Annotated in this window: 15 protein-coding genes; 14 read left to right on the forward strand and 1 reads right to left on the reverse strand. The window is 63.5% G+C overall.

Annotated features, from left to right (window positions below; translation table 11 throughout):
* The first annotated feature begins 39 nt into the window (after window positions 1–39).
* The 11 genes from NN662_RS12700 to rarD all read left to right on the forward strand — a co-directional run bounded on the left by NN662_RS12700 (window position 40) and on the right by rarD (window position 10,661).
* Window positions 40–810, forward strand: a complete 771-nt coding sequence (locus tag NN662_RS12700) for an SDR family NAD(P)-dependent oxidoreductase (RefSeq protein WP_261930612.1) — start codon at window positions 40–42, stop codon at window positions 808–810.
* A gap of 129 nt (window positions 811–939) precedes the next feature.
* Window positions 940–2,751, forward strand: a complete 1,812-nt coding sequence (locus NN662_RS12705; protein ID WP_261930613.1) for a methyl-accepting chemotaxis protein — start codon at window positions 940–942, stop codon at window positions 2,749–2,751.
* Window positions 2,752–2,988: 237 nt separating this feature from the next.
* Complete coding sequence (cysS, locus tag NN662_RS12710; RefSeq protein WP_261930614.1) at window positions 2,989–4,464, forward strand: cysteine--tRNA ligase; 1,476 nt, start codon at window positions 2,989–2,991, stop codon at window positions 4,462–4,464.
* Between the two features lie 239 nt (window positions 4,465–4,703).
* Complete coding sequence (locus NN662_RS12715) at window positions 4,704–5,072, forward strand: endonuclease domain-containing protein (RefSeq protein WP_261930615.1); 369 nt, start codon at window positions 4,704–4,706, stop codon at window positions 5,070–5,072.
* Window positions 5,069–5,545, forward strand: a complete 477-nt coding sequence (locus NN662_RS12720; RefSeq protein WP_261930616.1) for a GFA family protein — start codon at window positions 5,069–5,071, stop codon at window positions 5,543–5,545. Before NN662_RS12715 ends, NN662_RS12720 begins: the two co-directional genes overlap by 4 nt.
* A 327-nt stretch (window positions 5,546–5,872) precedes the next feature.
* Complete coding sequence (locus NN662_RS12725) at window positions 5,873–6,349, forward strand: GFA family protein (protein ID WP_261930617.1); 477 nt, start codon at window positions 5,873–5,875, stop codon at window positions 6,347–6,349.
* Window positions 6,346–6,834: a GFA family protein gene (locus NN662_RS12730; RefSeq protein WP_261930618.1), complete on the forward strand. Its 489-nt coding sequence runs from the start codon at window positions 6,346–6,348 to the stop codon at window positions 6,832–6,834. Before NN662_RS12725 ends, NN662_RS12730 begins: the two co-directional genes overlap by 4 nt.
* The gene (gene pip, locus NN662_RS12735) at window positions 6,831–7,787 is read left to right on the forward strand and encodes a prolyl aminopeptidase (protein WP_261930619.1); all 957 of its coding nucleotides are present in this window, start codon (window positions 6,831–6,833) and stop codon (window positions 7,785–7,787) included. The genes NN662_RS12730 and pip overlap by 4 nt, the downstream gene beginning before the upstream one ends.
* Before the next feature lie 23 nt (window positions 7,788–7,810).
* Complete coding sequence (cimA, locus tag NN662_RS12740) at window positions 7,811–9,427, forward strand: citramalate synthase (protein ID WP_261930620.1); 1,617 nt, start codon at window positions 7,811–7,813, stop codon at window positions 9,425–9,427.
* Between the two features lie 5 nt (window positions 9,428–9,432).
* Window positions 9,433–9,636: a hypothetical protein gene (locus NN662_RS12745; RefSeq protein ID WP_261930621.1), complete on the forward strand. Its 204-nt coding sequence runs from the start codon at window positions 9,433–9,435 to the stop codon at window positions 9,634–9,636.
* Between the two features lie 80 nt (window positions 9,637–9,716).
* Window positions 9,717–10,661 carry an EamA family transporter RarD gene (gene rarD / locus NN662_RS12750; protein ID WP_261930622.1) on the forward strand — a complete coding sequence of 315 codons (945 nt, stop codon included), beginning with the start codon at window positions 9,717–9,719 and terminating at the stop codon, window positions 10,659–10,661.
* Here the strand turns inward: rarD and NN662_RS12755 are convergent.
* The gene (locus NN662_RS12755; RefSeq protein WP_261930623.1) at window positions 10,650–11,273 is read right to left on the reverse strand and encodes a TIGR00730 family Rossman fold protein; all 624 of its coding nucleotides are present in this window, start codon (window positions 11,271–11,273) and stop codon (window positions 10,650–10,652) included. The two genes, rarD and NN662_RS12755, sit on opposite strands and share 12 nt — an antisense overlap.
* Before the next feature lie 155 nt (window positions 11,274–11,428).
* Here NN662_RS12755 and NN662_RS12760 point away from each other — a divergent pair, with 155 nt between their 5' ends.
* From NN662_RS12760 to NN662_RS12770, 3 genes are all read left to right on the forward strand, one after another.
* Entirely contained in the window at window positions 11,429–13,681 is a 2,253-nt protein-coding gene (locus NN662_RS12760) for a LysM peptidoglycan-binding domain-containing protein (protein ID WP_261930624.1), read from the forward strand.
* Between the two features lie 145 nt (window positions 13,682–13,826).
* The gene (locus NN662_RS12765) at window positions 13,827–15,713 is read left to right on the forward strand and encodes an ABCB family ABC transporter ATP-binding protein/permease (RefSeq protein WP_261930625.1); all 1,887 of its coding nucleotides are present in this window, start codon (window positions 13,827–13,829) and stop codon (window positions 15,711–15,713) included.
* A 127-nt stretch (window positions 15,714–15,840) separates the two neighbouring features.
* Window positions 15,841–16,539 carry a phosphatidylserine decarboxylase gene (locus tag NN662_RS12770; protein ID WP_261930626.1) on the forward strand — a complete coding sequence of 233 codons (699 nt, stop codon included), beginning with the start codon at window positions 15,841–15,843 and terminating at the stop codon, window positions 16,537–16,539.

Here is a 16,539-nt window from a genome sequence, read left to right on the forward strand (position 1 = left end):
GCGGCCCCGGGCCGCTTCGTTGCATATGGGGGACAGGACATGAGCGTGGATCTGAACGGCAAGCTGGCACTCGTCACCGGCGCCTCGCGCGGCATCGGCTACTTCACCGCCATCGAGCTCGCGAAGGCCGGCGCACATGTGATTGCCTGCGCCCGCACGGTCGGCGGCCTGGAAGAGCTCGACGACGCCATCAAGGCCGTCGGCGGCTCGGCAACGCTCGTGCCCTTCGACCTCACCGACATGGCGGCGATCGACAAGCTCGGCGGTTCGATCTTCGAACGCTGGGGAAAGCTCGACATTCTCGTCGCCAATGCCGGCATCCTCGGCGTCATTTCACCGATCGGCCATGTGGAAGCCAAGACCTTCGAAAAGGTCATGACGATCAACGTCACCGCCACATGGCGGCTGATCCGCTCGCTGGAGCCGCTTTTGAAGCTCTCCGACGCCGGCCGCGCCGTCATCCTGTCGTCCGGCGCCGCCCACAAGTGCCGGCCCTTCTGGGGCCCCTACTCCGCCTCCAAGGCAGCCGTCGAGGCGCTCGCCCGCACCTGGGCTGCAGAAACCGAAAACACCGCCCTGCGCGTCAACAGCGTCGATCCGGGCGCAACCCGGACCGCCATGCGGGCGCTCGCCTATCCCGGCGAGGACAAGGACACGCTGCCGCATCCCTCGACCGTGGCGCAGGCGCTGCTGCCTTTGACCGGATCCGATGTGACGGAAACCGGCAAGCTCTACTCCGTGCGCGAAGGCCGCTTCCTCGACTATCACATGCCGAACTCAATTGAGCTTTTGCTCAATGCGCAGGCATAAACGTCATGATTTGCGAACAATGCCCCGAGACCCAAAATCTTACCCGGCATTTGACTAAAATGATCTTCAGCGATCGGTAAGGTTTTCCCTGGATATTCTTGGCAACGTTCAAGAATACTGGGGCCCCCAATGCGAAACATGAAAATCTCGGCCAGGCTCTTTGCCCTGGTCGCCCTGACGCTGGTCATTCTCGGCGGTTGCGTCACCTTCAGCCTTTTCCAGAGCTATGACGCGTCGGTGAATGAGCGGAAGGCCGGCCTGCAGGCGATGGACGACAACGCGCTTGCCATCTTCGACAAGTACTACAAGCTGGAACAATCGGGTCAGCTGACCCGCGAACAGGCGCAGGCGGAAGCCATGGCGGTGATCGGCGCGATGCGCTACGGCGGCGGCAGTGGCTACTTCTGGATCAACGACATGCAGCCGAAGATGGTCATGCATCCGATCAAGCCGGAGCTGGTCGGCAAGGATCTGTCGCAGAACAAGGACCCGAACGGCAAGCTGCTGTTCGTCGAGTTCGTCAACACGGTCAAGGCGCATGGCCAGGGCTTCGTCGACTATTACTGGCCGAAGCCGGGCGCCGACAAGCCGGTCGAGAAGTTCTCTCACGTTGCAGGCTTCGCGCCGTGGGGATGGGTCGTCGGCACCGGCGTCTACGGCGACGATCTCGCCGCACTCTTCTGGCGCAATGCCATGATCTACGGCGCCCTCTGGCTCGGCGCCATGGCCGTCGTCATGGCCGCTGCCTATGCGATCGTGCGCAGCGTCACGGGACCGATCGGCGAGCTGCAGTCCGCCATGCGCTCGATTGCCGCCGGCGACACGGATGTCGCGATCGCCGCATCCGGCAACAAGGACGAGATCGGCCAGATGGCCGGTACGCTGCAGACGCTTCGCCAGTCGGTGCGCGAAGCCGCCATGCTGCGCGAGAGCGAGGCCGAGCAGCGCCGCACGCTCGACGAGACCCGCGCACGCAACGAAGATACGAACCGCGCCACCAGCGAACGCCAGGCCAACGCGATGTCGGCTCTCGGTGCGGCCCTGTCGCGGCTTGCCGATGGCGACCTGACCGTCCGCGTCGGCGATCTCGGCGCCGACTATGCCGAGCTGCGCACCGACTTCAACAAGACGGCGGAATCGCTGCAGTCGGTCATCGAGGCGATCGTTTCTACCGGCCAGATCATCGACGGCAGCGCCTCCTCCATCAGCGAGGCGACCGGCAACCTCTCCTACCGCACCGAACAGCAGGCGGCCTCGCTCGAGGAAACCGCGGCGGCGCTGGACGAGATCACCTCGACGGTACGCACCGCCTCGGAGCGCGCGGCCGAGGCGAGCCGCATGGTCGGCGAGACGAAGTCGAGCACCGGCAAGTCGAGCGGCATCGTGCGCAACGCCATCGAAGCCATGGGCCGCATCGAGACGTCATCGAGCAAGATCAGCCAGATCATCACCGTGATCGACGAGATTGCCTTCCAGACCAACCTGCTGGCGCTGAATGCCGGCGTCGAGGCGGCGCGTGCCGGCGAAGCGGGCCGCGGCTTTGCCGTCGTCGCGCAGGAAGTGCGCGAACTCGCCCAGCGTTCGGCCAATGCCGCCAAGGAAATCGCCAACTTGATCCAGACCTCGGCTGGCGAGGTCCAGGGCGGCGTCGGCCTGGTGCGCTCGACGGGTGAAGCGCTGGCCGAGATCGAGGTCCTCGTCAACAAGGTCAACGACCACGTCCAGACGATCGCGACCGCCTCGCGCGAACAGGCCACCGGCCTGCAGGAGGTCAACACGGCCGTCAACCAGATGGACCAGATGACCCAGCAGAACGCCGCCATGGTGGAAGAAAGCTCGGCCGCCAGCCAGACGCTGGCCGAGGAAAGCCGCAAGCTCCGCGACATGCTCTCCCGCTTCACGCTTTCGAGCGGTACGGCAAGGGCGAAGCGGGCGGCCTGATCCGTCACCAATGACGTATGCTAAACCGCCCGGCCAGTCCGGGCGGTTTTCTTTTTGGCGCTTGACCAATCCCCTTCGTCGCGCGATAAGTCGGCGCATGAAAACGCGCGCCTGCATTATCTGCCGGATTATTATTCGCTAGCTTTCCGCTGGCCTGGCCGTTTTCGTCTCCCGATACCCGCAAGAGAACAAACGTCCCGGCCCGCCGGGTGAAATCTTTTGTTTGGAGACCAGGGAATGACCGAGCTGAAGCTCTACAACACGCTGACACGGGAAAAGACGGTCTTTCAGCCGATCGATCCGGATAATGTCCGCATGTATGTCTGCGGCCCGACGGTCTATGACTTTGCCCATATCGGCAATGCGCGCCCGGTCATCGTCTTCGACGTGCTCTACCGGCTGCTGCGCCATGTCTATGGTGCCGACCACGTCACCTATGTCCGCAACATCACCGACGTCGACGACAAGATCAACGCGCGGGCACTGCGCGACCATCCGAACCTGCCTCTGAACGAGGCAATCCGGCTGGTGACGGAGAAGACGGAAACGCAGTTCCTCGATGACGTGAACGCGCTCGGCACGCTGGAGCCGACCGTGCAGCCGCGGGCGACCGACAACATCACCCAGATGGTGGCGATCATCCAATCGCTACTCGACAAGGGCCACGCCTATGTGGCGGAGGGATCGGAAGGCCGGGAGGTACTGTTCGAGGTGCGCTCCATGGCCGATTACGGCCAGCTTTCGAAGCGCAATCTCGACGACCAGCAGGCCGGCGCCCGCATCGCCGTCGAGGCGCACAAGAGAAATCCGGCCGACTTCGTGCTCTGGAAGCAATCGGCTAACACCGAGCCCGGCTGGCATGCCGACTTCACGGTCGATGGCACGACGACCGACATTTACGGTCGTCCCGGCTGGCATATCGAATGCTCGGCGATGAGTGGCCGCTATCTCGGCGACACGTTCGACATTCACGGCGGCGGGCTCGACCTGATCTTCCCGCACCACGAGAACGAGATCGCCCAGTCGCGCTGCGCCCATGGCACGCATGTGATGGCGAATGTCTGGATGCACAACGGCTTCCTGCAGGTCGAAGGTCGCAAGATGTCGAAGTCGGAGGGCAATTTCGTCACCATTCACGAGCTGCTGGCGACAGAAAAATTCGGCGGCCGCACGTGGCCGGGCGAAGTGCTGCGGCTTGCCATGCTGATGACGCACTACCGCCAGCCGATCGACTTTTCTGTAAAGAGGCTGATTGAAGCCGAAAACATCCTTCAGACTTGGGCTGACATAAAGAAGATTGCCTCTGATCATGACTGGATGGCGCTAGCAAATCGTTTGGTTGATCCGATTGTCACAGATGAATTCATCTCGACGCTTGCCGATGACTTAAACACCGCAGGTGCGATAGCCTATGTGCAAGCGGAAGCGAAGAAAGCCCATAAGGGCGACGCTGATGCAGCGTTCAACGTACTAAACAGCTTCATATTTCTCGGCTTTGAACTGGAAGATTTCTTCGCGAGTGCGGATGTCGAAGCCTTTGAGCAAATTCTCATTAGAGAGAAGATTTTAGAGCGCCTCGAGCTGATCAAGGCGAAAAACTGGGGCGAGGCCGACAAGATCCGCGATGATCTGCTGGCGAAGGGCATCCAGCTGAAGGACGGCAAGGACCCGGAGACCGGCGAACGGGTGACGACGTGGGAGGTCAAGCGGTGACGATATCCACCCCCCTCTGTCACTTCGTGACATCTCCCCCACAAGGGGGGAGATCGAGGGTGCGCGAGATCAACCGTCCACACTCCGACTTCCGCAGCTCTCGCCACAGGGTTGCATCTGCAGCAAGAATTCGTTCCTATTCTCATCCGGTCAACATTTGCGGCGATGCGCTGAGGTTCGCCGGCGTCCAATCTCCCCCCTTGTGGGGGAGATGTCCCGAAGGGACAGAGGGGGGTGACATGCCGCACGGTAGAGTGCCACCAAAGTTACGTGCCAATGCACGCCGCATGCGGAAGGCCATGACCGACGCGGAACTTAAGCTCTGGAATGAATTGCGGGCGCATCGCCTGATGGGTCTTGGCTTTCGACGACAGATGCCGGTCGTGGGCTATATCGCCGACTTCGCCTGCCCGGAATATCGCCTCATCGTCGAAGTGGACGGCTCTCAGCATGGCCACGGTCAAACTGCCCAGGCCGATCTGGATAGAACCGCAGCCCTTGAACGCGCGGGCTGGCGGGTTCTTCGTTTCTGGAATCATGACATCCACTGCGACGTCGACGGTGTCTGCACCCACATCCTGCGCGCCATCGGAAAGGATCGGGAATGACCATTCACACCGGCGGATGCCAGTGCGGCGCGGTGCGGTTTCGCGTCGAAGGGGATTTGAGCGACTCGTCGATCTGCCACTGTCGCATGTGCCAGAAGGCATTCGGCGCCTATTACGCGCCGCTGGTCTCGAGCCGCAAGGCGGTGCTGACATGGACGCGCGGGGCGCCGAAGACGTTCCAATCCTCGAATTTCGTTCAACGCGGCTTCTGCGCCGATTGCGGCACGCCGCTGACCTATGAGGCGCCGGACGGCGTGGCGCTGGCGGCCGGCGCATTCGACGACCCGGCCGCCCTGCCCCCGACAAAACAGTTCGGCATCGAGGCCAAGCTGCCCTTTGCCGACAGCCTGCACCTGCTGCCCGGTCATCCGACCGAGGACGATCTCGAGGATGCCCCCTTCCTCGCCGATCTCGTCTCCTACCAGCACCCGGACCACGACACCGACCACTGGCCGCCGGAGGATCAGGCATGACGGAGAAGAACCCGAACACGCAAATGCCGAAATGGATGGTCTACGGGATCATCGGCAAGGTCGTCTTCATCGTCGTCGTGCTGATCGCACTCTTGATCTATGCGGGGGTGATCTGATGGCGAACGATACAGTATTGAAACGTTCACCCCTCCCCAACCCCTCCCCACAAGTGGGAGGGGCTGACCCAGCCGCCATTGCTGCGATCGAGGCAAAAGCCTTCCGCGCGCTTTCTCCCCCCCTGTGGGGGAGATGGCCGGCAGGCCAGAGGGGGCCTTTGCTCGAATGCCATAAACTCCTCGACAAATCCAACCGCCAAGGAGACGCACAATGACCAACACCACGGACACTCAATCGGGCGGATGCCAGTGCGGGGCGGTGCGGTTTCGGGCGGGCAAGCTCGGGCGGCCGTCGATCTGTCACTGCCGCATGTGCCAGAAACAGTTCGGCAATTTCTTTGCGGCCTTCGTGACAGCGGATCCGGCGCATGTGGAATGGACGCGCGGCCAGCCGAGCTGGTTCCGCTCCTCGCGCAAGGTCCATCGCGGTTTCTGCAACAAATGCGGCACGCCGCTCGCCTATCGTTTCGAAGGCTCGCTGGAACTGGCGATCGGCGCGCTCGATCATCCGGAGCTGTTCGAACCGCTGATCCAGGTCAATCATGCCCATCGCCTGCCCTGGATCGATCATCTGTTCGACAAGCCCGCCTACAGCACGCCGGCCATGACGGAATTCCATGAAAGCGTCGTCTCCTGGCAGCACCCGGACCACGACACGACCGAATGGCCACCGGAGGACGAAGCATGACGAACGCCCCCATCACAGGCGGCTGCCAGTGCGGCGCGGTGCGCTACCGCGTTTCCGGCCGCCTCTCCAACCCGCATCTCTGTCATTGCCGGATGTGCCAGAAGGCGGCCGGCAACTATTTCATGCCGCTTGCCAGCGCCGAGGAAGACGAGTTCGAACTGACGCGCGGAGAACCGTCCTGGTTTCACTCCTCCGATCCGGTCAAGCGCGGCTTCTGCGCCCGCTGCGGCACGCCGCTGTTCTTCAAGACCGTCGGCAGCGACACGATCGCCATCACGCTCGGCAGCCTAGATGATCCATCCGCCTATACGCCCGAAAGCCAGGACGGCGTCGAGGGGCGTGTCAGCTTCTTTCACGTGTTGACGGGATTGCCTGAGAACCTGACGGACCGCCCCGATCTGCCGGGCGGGTTGGAAGACGTGCGCTCGACCAACCACCAGCACCCCGATCACGATACCGACCACTGGAACGGCAGCCCCACATGAGCGAGCTCAAGACCTACCATCCGATCACCGAACCCTACGCCTCAGGCCATCTCGATGTCGGCGACGGGCACCGGATCTACTGGGAGCGGGTCGGCACGCCGGGCGCAAAGCCTGCCGTCTTCCTGCATGGCGGTCCCGGCGGCGGCATTCGGCCGGCCTATCGCGGCTTCTTCGATCCGAAGCTCTACGACGTGCTTCTGTTCGACCAGCGCGGCTGCGGCAAGTCCACGCCGCACGCCTCGCTGGAAGCCAACACGACCTGGCACCTGGTCGCCGACATCGAGCGGCTGCGCGAAATGGTCGGCGTCGACAAGTGGATGGTGTTCGGCGGCTCCTGGGGTTCGACTCTGGCGCTCGCCTATTCGGAGACGCACCCGAATCGCGTCACGGAACTCGTACTGCGCGGCGTCTATACGCTGACGCGCGCCGAGCTCCTCTGGTACTACCAGTTCGGCGTGTCGGAAATGTTTCCCGACAAGTGGGAACGCTTCATCGCGCCGATCCCGGAAGAAGAGCGCGGCGACATGATGGCCGCCTACCGCAAGCGACTGACGAGCGAGGACCGCGACACGCGGATTGCCGCGGCAAAATCCTGGAGCCTCTGGGAAGGTGAGACGATCACGCTGCTGCCCGAGCCCGAGACCAGCACCGGTTTCGGCGAAGACGATTTCGCGGAAGCGTTTGCCCGCATCGAGAACCATTATTTCGTCCATGCCGGCTGGCTCGATGAAGGGCAGCTGTTGCGCGACGCGCATAAGCTGCAAGACATTCCGGGCCTCATCGTCCACGGTCGCTACGACATGCCCTGCCCGGCAAAATACGCCTGGCAGCTCCACAAGGCATGGCCGAAGGCCGAATTCCATCTGATCGAAGGCGCAGGCCACGCCTCATCCGAACCCGGCATCCTGGACAGGCTCGTCCGGACGACCGACATGTTCGCGAACAACCGATAAGGCCGCATACGGGAAGACACACCATGACACGCGAAAGACTCTATCTCTTCGACACGACATTGCGCGACGGCCAGCAGACGCCGGGCGTCGATTTTTCGGTCGAGGACAAGATCGCGATTGCCACCCTGCTGGACGATTTCGGCATCGATTACGTCGAGGGCGGCTATCCGGGCGCCAATCCGACCGACACGGAGTTCTTCGCGAAGAAGCGGACGCGGGATGCGGCCTTCGTCGCTTTCGGCATGACCAAGCGGGCCGGGGTTTCGACGTCCAACGATCCGGGCCTTGCCGCGCTCATCCAGTCGAAGAGCGACGCCATCTGTTTCGTCGCGAAAAGCTGGGACTACCACGTGAAAGTGGCGCTCGGCTGCACCAACGAGGAGAACCTCTCCTCTATCCATGACAGCGTGACGGCTTCGGTCGCCGCCGGCAAGGAGACGATGGTCGACTGCGAACACTTCTTCGACGGCTACAAGGCCAATCCGGACTATGCACTTGCCTGCGCGAAGACGGCCTATGAAGCCGGCGCACGCTGGGTCGTGCTCTGCGACACCAATGGCGGCACGCAGCCCGCCGAAATCCGCGCCATCATCGAGACGGTGATCGCAAGCGGCGTGCCGGGCGCCTCGCTCGGCATCCACGCCCACAACGACACCGGCCAGGCGGTCGCCAATTCGCTGGCTGCCGTCGAGGCCGGCGCACGGCAGATCCAGGGAACGCTGAACGGCATCGGCGAACGTTGCGGCAACGCCAACCTGATCACCCTCGTACCGACGCTGGTGCTGAAGGACACCTACAGCAGTCGTTTCGAGACCGGCATCGACCGCGAGCGGCTGGAGGGGCTGACCAAGCTCTCGCATGCCTTCGACGAACTCTTGAACCGTCAGCCCAACGAGCAGGCGCCCTTCGTCGGCTCGTCGGCGTTTGCCACCAAGGCCGGCATCCATGCCTCGGCGCTTCTGAAGGATCCGAAGACCTACGAGCATGTCGAGCCGGAAAGTGTGGGCAACCGCCGGCGGGTGATGGTCTCCGACCAGGGCGGCAAGTCGAACTTTCTGAACGAATTGAAGAAGCGCGGCATTTCCGTCGGCAAGGGCGATCCGCGTCTCGACGACCTCATCGCCATCGTCAAGGAGCGCGAGGCATCGGGCTATGCCTATGAGGCGGCGGATGCGAGCTTCGAGCTCCTGGCCCTGCAGACGCTCGGCGCCGTGCCGGAATTCTTCCACACCGAGAGCTTCCGGGTCATCGTCGAGCGCCGGTTCGATGCCAATGGCCGCAAGAAGACGGTGTCGGAAGCCGTCGTGAAGATCCTGATCGACGGCGAATACGTCATGTCGGTCGCCGAAGGCCACGGCCCGGTCAACGCGCTCGACATCGCGCTGCGCAAGGATCTCGGCAAGTATCAGGGCGAAATCGCCGACCTGGAACTGGTGGACTACAAGGTGCGCATCCTCAATGGCGGCACCGAGGCCATTACCCGCGTCCTGATCGAATCGACGGATGGAACCGGCGCGCGCTGGCGGACCGTCGGCGTATCGGACAACATCATCGACGCGTCCTACGAGGCGCTGCGCGATTCCGTCGTCTACAAGCTGATGAAGAACCGGGAACTCGCCGGCCGCATCGCAGCCGAATAGAAGCCTTGCCGGCCACCGCCGGCAGCGCTACTCTCGACATCATGGAGCAACCGCAACCGACCGCGCCATCCGCGCACCGCCTGCTTTTGCCCGCCCTCGCGCTCACCGTGATGGCGGCTCTGTTGGGTGCGGCCTTTTCCGGTTGGCTCGCCTATGGCACCGACATCTTCCTGACGATGGCGGAAAACGGCTTCTCCAACTGCTTCTGAACCATCCTTCAATAGTTTGAATTTGTGCATCAGCGGCAGTTCGACTACCGCTCACGCTTCCATTTTCGGGGAGAGACATCATGGCGACCACGGAAGCCGCAGTGCCGATCAAGGGCGAGGATACGCCGCGCGGTTTTGCCTTCGCGCTGACGGCCTATGTCATGTGGGGTTTTCTTCCCTTCTACATGAAGGCGCTCGGGCACATTCCGGCAGCCGAAATCATCGCTCACCGCATCGTATGGTCTGTACCGGTCGCCGGGCTGATCCTGGTCGCGCTTCGGCGTACTGCCGATCTCAAGGCCGCGCTTCGCCAGCCGAAGATGCTGGCCATGGCGCTCCTGACCGCCATCCTGATCAGCATCAACTGGGGCACCTATGTCTGGGCGATCTCGGTCGGACGGACGCTCGATACGGCGCTCGGCTACTACATCAACCCGCTTTTCAGCGTGTTTCTCGGCGCGATCGTGCTGAAGGAGAAGCTGACGCCTCTGCAGATCGCCGCCATCGTCATGGCGGTCTCCGCCGTTGTCGTACTGACCTTCGATTCGGGCGGCCTGCCCTGGGTATCGCTGGTGCTGACCTTCTCCTGGGGCTTCTACGCCTTTTTCCGCAAGACGCTGCCGATCGGCCCGAACCAGGGGTTCTTTCTGGAGGTGCTGCTGCTGACGCCGTTTGCGGCCGGTTACCTCATCTACCTCACGGCGACAGGCAACAATCATTTCCTGTCGGACGGCCCGTTCGACACCCTGCTTCTCGCGTCCGCGGGTCTGGTGACGGCCGTGCCGCTGGTCATCTACGCGAACGGCGCCAAGCTGCTGAAGCTGTCGACGATCGGCATCATGCAGTACATAGCGCCGACCATGATCTTCCTGATCGCCGTCTTCGCCTTCGGGGAAGCCTTCACGCCGGCCAAGGCCATCGCCTTCCCGCTGATCTGGGGTGCGCTGGTCCTCTACACATGGTCGATGCTGCGCCAGTCGCGCATGAAGGTCATCACCGAACCGACGGTGACGTCAAAGCTTTGAAATCACCGCCTCGTCGCCGGCGGCCACAGGTGCGCTGGCCGAGGTCCGCTCGATGAGGGCGGGAACGATGTCCTCGACGTCGCCGATCACCATCGGCTGCACCTTGTGGGCGGTATGGATGAAGCCTTCCGCGCGCATGTGGCCGATCAGTTCCAGCATCGGGTCCCAGAAGCCGTTGATGTTGGCGAGAACCATCGGCTTTTCATGACGGCCGAGCTGGCCCCAGGTCATGATCTCGACGATCTCCTCCAGCGTGCCGATCCCGCCCGGAAGGGTCACGAAGGCGTCCGACTGCTCGAACATGCGGTGCTTGCGCTCGTGCATGTCCTTGGTGACGATCAGATCGTTCAGCTGGCCGAGGGAATGCCTCGTGGCCTCCATGTCGATCAGGAATTCGGGTATGATGCCCGTCACCTTGCCGCCGTTGGAAAGCACGCCGCTGGCAACGGCGCCCATGATGCCCTTGGTGCCGCCGCCATAGACGAGACGGATGTCGTTTTCGGCCATGGCGCGGCCAAGTTTGCGGGCTGCCTCGACATAGGCGGAATCGCGTCCCGGCTGGGAGCCGCAATAGACGCAGATGGATCGAATCGAAGGTTTGTTCTGGCTCATGGGATGAAGGAACTATGAGGCGGCGGGGCAGTCAAGAAAATAGAAGGAAAACTTCCAATGCCCGTTTGCGCGCCCGTGATGAATACTTGTGCGACGCGGAATAAGAGGCTAGCAATTTCCTTGGCGGAAGGGGGATTTCCGCGCGGAGACGAATTATGAAGAAGCTATCCGCCGGCTGGCTGGCGCTTATTGTTGTATTCTTTGCTACCATCATCATGGTCGTTTTTGGGCTGCCTCGCATGAACCGGGACGGCGAGTCGGTGTCGATCGCCGACGTCGCCGCGGATGCGCTGAAGGCGTCCAAGGATCTCGTCACGGGCAATGACGAAGCCAAGACCGCCGAGCCGGAAGCGGAAAAGCCCGCTGACGCGGTGGCATCCGGCACCGAGCCGGCGAAGCCGGCGACCGAGACAGCCGAGGCCAAGCCCGCGGCGACCGAGCCCGCCAAGGAAGAGGCAAACGCCGAAGACAAGACGCCGTCCTTCGACGTGCTGCGCGTCGAGCCCGACGGCTCGACGGTGATTGCCGGCAACGGGCAGCCGGGCGCCAAGCTGGAAATCATGGATGGCGACAAGGTTCTGACGACCTCGAAGGTCGAAAGCTCCGGTGACTTCGCCGCCGTTCTCGACAATCCCCTGCCCCCGGGCGATCACCAACTGACGCTGAAGACCACCGCCGAGGACGGCAAGACCGCCTCATCGGAAGAAGTCGCGACGATCTCCGTTCCGTCCGACGACAAGGGCCAGTTGCTCGCCATGGTGACCAAGCCGGGCGAGGCAAGCCGCATCATCACCGCGCCGACCGAAGAACCCAAGGCTGCTGAAGCGCCTGCCCCGGCACCGGCCACAGCCGAGCCGAAGGCGCCTGCCACGGAGACGGCCTCCGCCGAACCGGCGGCAGCCAAGCCCGAGGCGCCTACGACGGCGATGGAATCCGCCGCCAAGCCGGAAGCTCCTGCTGCGGCAGAAACCGCCGCCAAGCCGGAAACGCCTGCTCCTGCTGCGACCGAAAAGCCGGCAACCGAGCCTGCCGTTGCGGCGACCGAGCCGGATGTCCGCATCTCCGCCGTGGAACTCGAAGGCGACAAGGTGTTCGTCGCCGGATCGGCCGCGCCCGGCGCCCGTGTACGCGCCTATGCCGACGGCCAGCTGATCGGCGAATATCCGGCCGACGACAAGGGCCGCTTCGTCATCGACGGCGCCATGAAGCTCAGCGTGGGCGATCACGAGATCCGTACCGACGTCGTCGATGCCGACGGCAAGGTTCTGGTTCGGGCCACCGTACCGTTCAACCGTCCGGAGGGCGAAGCCGTCGCCGCGGTCGCAGGCCAGACGCCTGCCACGCCGGCGCCTGCCCCGACCGAGGTCGCGCAAGCGGCCAAGACCGATGCAGCCGGACCGGACGTCACCTCGATGGCGAATTTCGACAAGATGCAGTTCGAGAAGCTGTCCACCGAGGCCATGAAGGCGCTCAATCTGCTGAAGGGTCTATACGCCGACGGCAAGACGCCGTCAGCGGAAGAGCTCGCGGCCGCGCGCTCCGCTCTGGAAATCGCGCTGAAGTCCGTCGCCGAATATAAGTTCGCCGACGAGACCGACGCCGAGACGAAGGCCAGCCTGCAGAAGGTCGCCGCCCACGCTGCCAAGGCGCTCGCTGCACTGAAGGCGCTGCCGGCGGACGCCAAGGCGCTCGGACCGAAGCTTGCCGCCATCGAAGGCACGCTGACCGGCACGATCGAAATGGCATCCGAATCGTCGGCCCAGACCCCGGCTCTGCCGGCGGCCTCGACCGAGCTTGCGACCAAGGCACCTGACATAGCCGTGCCGGATGCCAAGCCCGACGCGTCTGCAGCGCCGGCCGAGCCGAAGCCGGCTCCTGCGCCCGCACCGACGGAGACGCAAGTCCCGCCCATGCCTGCCGGTTCGACCGATCTCGCCACCAAGGCGCCCGACATCGGCGGCACGGCAGCACCTGCAGCCGCCGAAAGCGCTCAGCCCGCCGCCCTGGCCGAGCAGAAGGCGATCGAGACGCCGCCGCTGCCGGCAGGCTCCGCCGACCTCGCCGGCAAGGCGCCGGAGACGATGACGAACACGGAAGCGGCCGCGAAAAGCGATACGTCCGCGACCGACACGGCAGAGCCGAAGACCATCGTCCAGGCACCGCTCGAGAACAGCGACACGTCGGTCATCATCCGTCGTGGCGACACGCTCTGGCAGATCGCCCGCCGCGTCTACGGCAAGGGCGTGCGCTACACGACGATCTATCTGGCCAACGAGGACAAGATCCGCGACCCGGACATGATCGAGCCTGGCCAGGTGTTCGGCCTGCCGGACAAGGCGGCTCCGAATGCGGAGGAAATGCACAAGCGTCACCTCAAGGGTCTGCCGATCGACCCCGCGTCGAAGTGAGCCGAATTTCGGTTCCAAGCATTGCAATGCAGGGCCGATCTACCTACTTCACCTATTGCGGCGGCCTTCGGGCCGCCGTTCCATTTCAGCGGCGACGTGCGGGTCCGCAGGCTGAGAAATCGACAAGAACACGGACAGTGACAGAATGAATTCCAGGGGCAAAACCGTTTCGGCGGACTCCGGCAATCCGCTGCAGACGATCATCAACCTGTGGCCCTACATGTGGCCGCAGACCCGACGCGACCTGAAACTCAGGGTCGTCTGGGCAACCGTCTTCCTGGTCGCGGCCAAGTTCATCCTGATCCTCGTGCCCTATTTCTTCAAATGGGCGACCGACGCGCTGAACGGCCGGATCGACGAGCCGGGTCTGCTGCCGGCATTCCTGCTCGGCGCGGTCATGCTGGTGATCGCCTACAATTTCGCCCGGCTGCTGCAATGGGGCCTGAACCAGCTGCGCGACGCGCTTTTTGCCAGCGTCGGCCAGCATGCGGTGCGCCAGCTTGCCTACAAGACCTTCGTCCACATGCATCGCCTGTCGCTGCGCTTCCATCTCGAGCGCAAGACCGGCGGCCTGTCGCGCATCATCGAACGTGGCACCAAGGGCATCGAGACGGTGGTGCGCTTCACCATTCTCAACACCATCCCGACCATCCTCGAATTCGCACTGACAGCGATCATCTTCTGGTGGGGCTACGGCCTTTCCTACCTGACCGTCACGGCGATCACCGTCGCGGTCTACATCTGGTACACGGTGAAGGCGAGCGACTGGCGCATCGGCATCCGCCGCGCCATGAACAATTCCGACACCGAGGCCAACACCAAGGCGATCGATTCGCTCCTCAACTTCGAAACCGTCAAATATTTCGGCAACGAGGACATGGAAGCGCGGCGCTTCGATGAATCCATGGCGCGCTACGAGAAGTCGGCCACTCAGGTCTGGACCTCGCTCGGCTGGCTGAACTTCGGCCAGGGCGCGATCTTCGGCGTTGGCACCACGATCATGCTGGTCATGTCGGCGCTGGCCGTGCAGCGCGGCGACCAGACGATCGGCGATTTCGTCTTCATCAACGCGCTGCTCCTGCAGCTTTCCGTGCCGCTCAATTTCATCGGCATGCTGTACCGCGAAATCCGCCAGGGCCTGACCGACATCGAGCAGATGTTCGACCTCCTCGACGTGGCGCCCGAAGTCACCGACCGGGAGGGCGCGACCGCGCTGCAGATCACAGAGGGCGCGATCGCCTTCCGCAACGTACATTTTTCCTATGATCCGGCGCGGCCGATCCTCAAGGGGATTTCCTTCGAGGTCCCGGCCGGCAAGACAGTCGCCGTCGTCGGCCCCTCCGGTGCCGGCAAGTCGACGATCTCGCGCCTGCTCTACCGCTTCTATGACGTCAATTCCGGCTCGATCACCATCGACGGCCGCGATATCCGCGACGTTACCCAGGAGAGCCTGCGCGCCGGCATCGGCATGGTGCCGCAGGACACGGTGCTGTTTAACGACACGATCGCCTACAATATCCGCTACGGCCGGCCGGCCGCGAGCGAGAAAGAGGCGATGGAGGCCGCCGAAGCGGCGCAGATCGGCGATTTTATCCGCGCCCTGCCGGAAGGCTTTCACACCAAGGTCGGCGAGCGCGGGCTGAAGCTTTCGGGCGGCGAGAAGCAGCGCGTGGCGATCGCCCGCACAATCCTCAAGGCGCCGCCGATCCTGATCCTCGACGAGGCGACCTCGGCGCTCGATACGACGACCGAGCAGGAAATCCAGGCGGCCCTCGACGTCGTGTCGAAGAACCGGACGACGCTCGTCATCGCCCACCGTCTGTCGACCGTCGTCGATGCGGACGAGATCATCGTGCTTCGCGCCGGCGAGATCGCCGAACGCGGCACCCACCACGAGCTGCTCGCGCAGGGCGGTCTTTACGCGTCCATGTGGAACCGCCAGCGCGAGGCGACCATGGCCGAAGAGCAGCTCAAGCAGATGCGCGAGAGCGACGATATGGGTATCGTGGTGCGTCTCGACCCGGCGCGCTGAGATCGCCGATCGCCGGTTTGCCGGGAAAATAGCGTGCGCAACGCGGCTTGCGGCGGGGCAGCGCATTGCCCCGCAAGCCAATTGAATGTAGTCAGCAGTTCGAGTTTCGTCAGGGAGTTTGGCCGACATGAGCCTTTTCGACACCATCCGCAACACCATCGTTCCGGTGCACAAGGAAGGCTATCCGTTCGTCGCGGCGTTCTTCGTCGCGTCGCTGGTGCTGGGCTGGCTGTTCAAGCCGCTGTTCTGGATCGGCCTCATCCTCACGCTGTGGTGCGCCTACTTCTTCCGCGATCCCGAGCGCATGACGCCGCAGGACGACGATCTGGTGATCAGCCCGGCCGATGGCCGCGTCTCCTCCATTCAGAAGATGGTGCCGCCGGCCGAACTCGGTCTCGGCTCCGACGAAATGCTGCGCATCTCCGTCTTCATGAACGTCTTCAACTGCCATGTGAACCGCATGCCGATGCGCGGCCGCATCACGCATATCACCTACACGGAAGGCAGCTTCCTGAACGCCGAACTGGACAAGGCGAGCCAGGAGAACGAGCGCAACGGCGTCGTCGTCGAAACCTCGCATGGCGATATCGGCGTCGTGCAGATTGCCGGCCTCGTGGCACGCCGCATCGTCTGCTGGGTGCATCCCGACGAGCCGATCGAAGCCGGCGAACGCTTCGGCCTGATCCGCTTCGGCTCGCGCCTCGACGTCTTCCTGCCGGCCGGTGCGCAGCCGCGCGTCAGCCTCGGCCAGACGGCGATCGCCGGCGAAACCGTGCTCGCGGAATTCGGGGCCCTGAAGGGTCCGGTCATCGCGAAGCGTTCGTAG

This window comes from Rhizobium sp. NRK18 (assembly GCF_024385575.1).
In the GTDB taxonomy this organism is placed as follows: Bacteria; Pseudomonadota; Alphaproteobacteria; order Rhizobiales; family Rhizobiaceae; genus JANFMV01.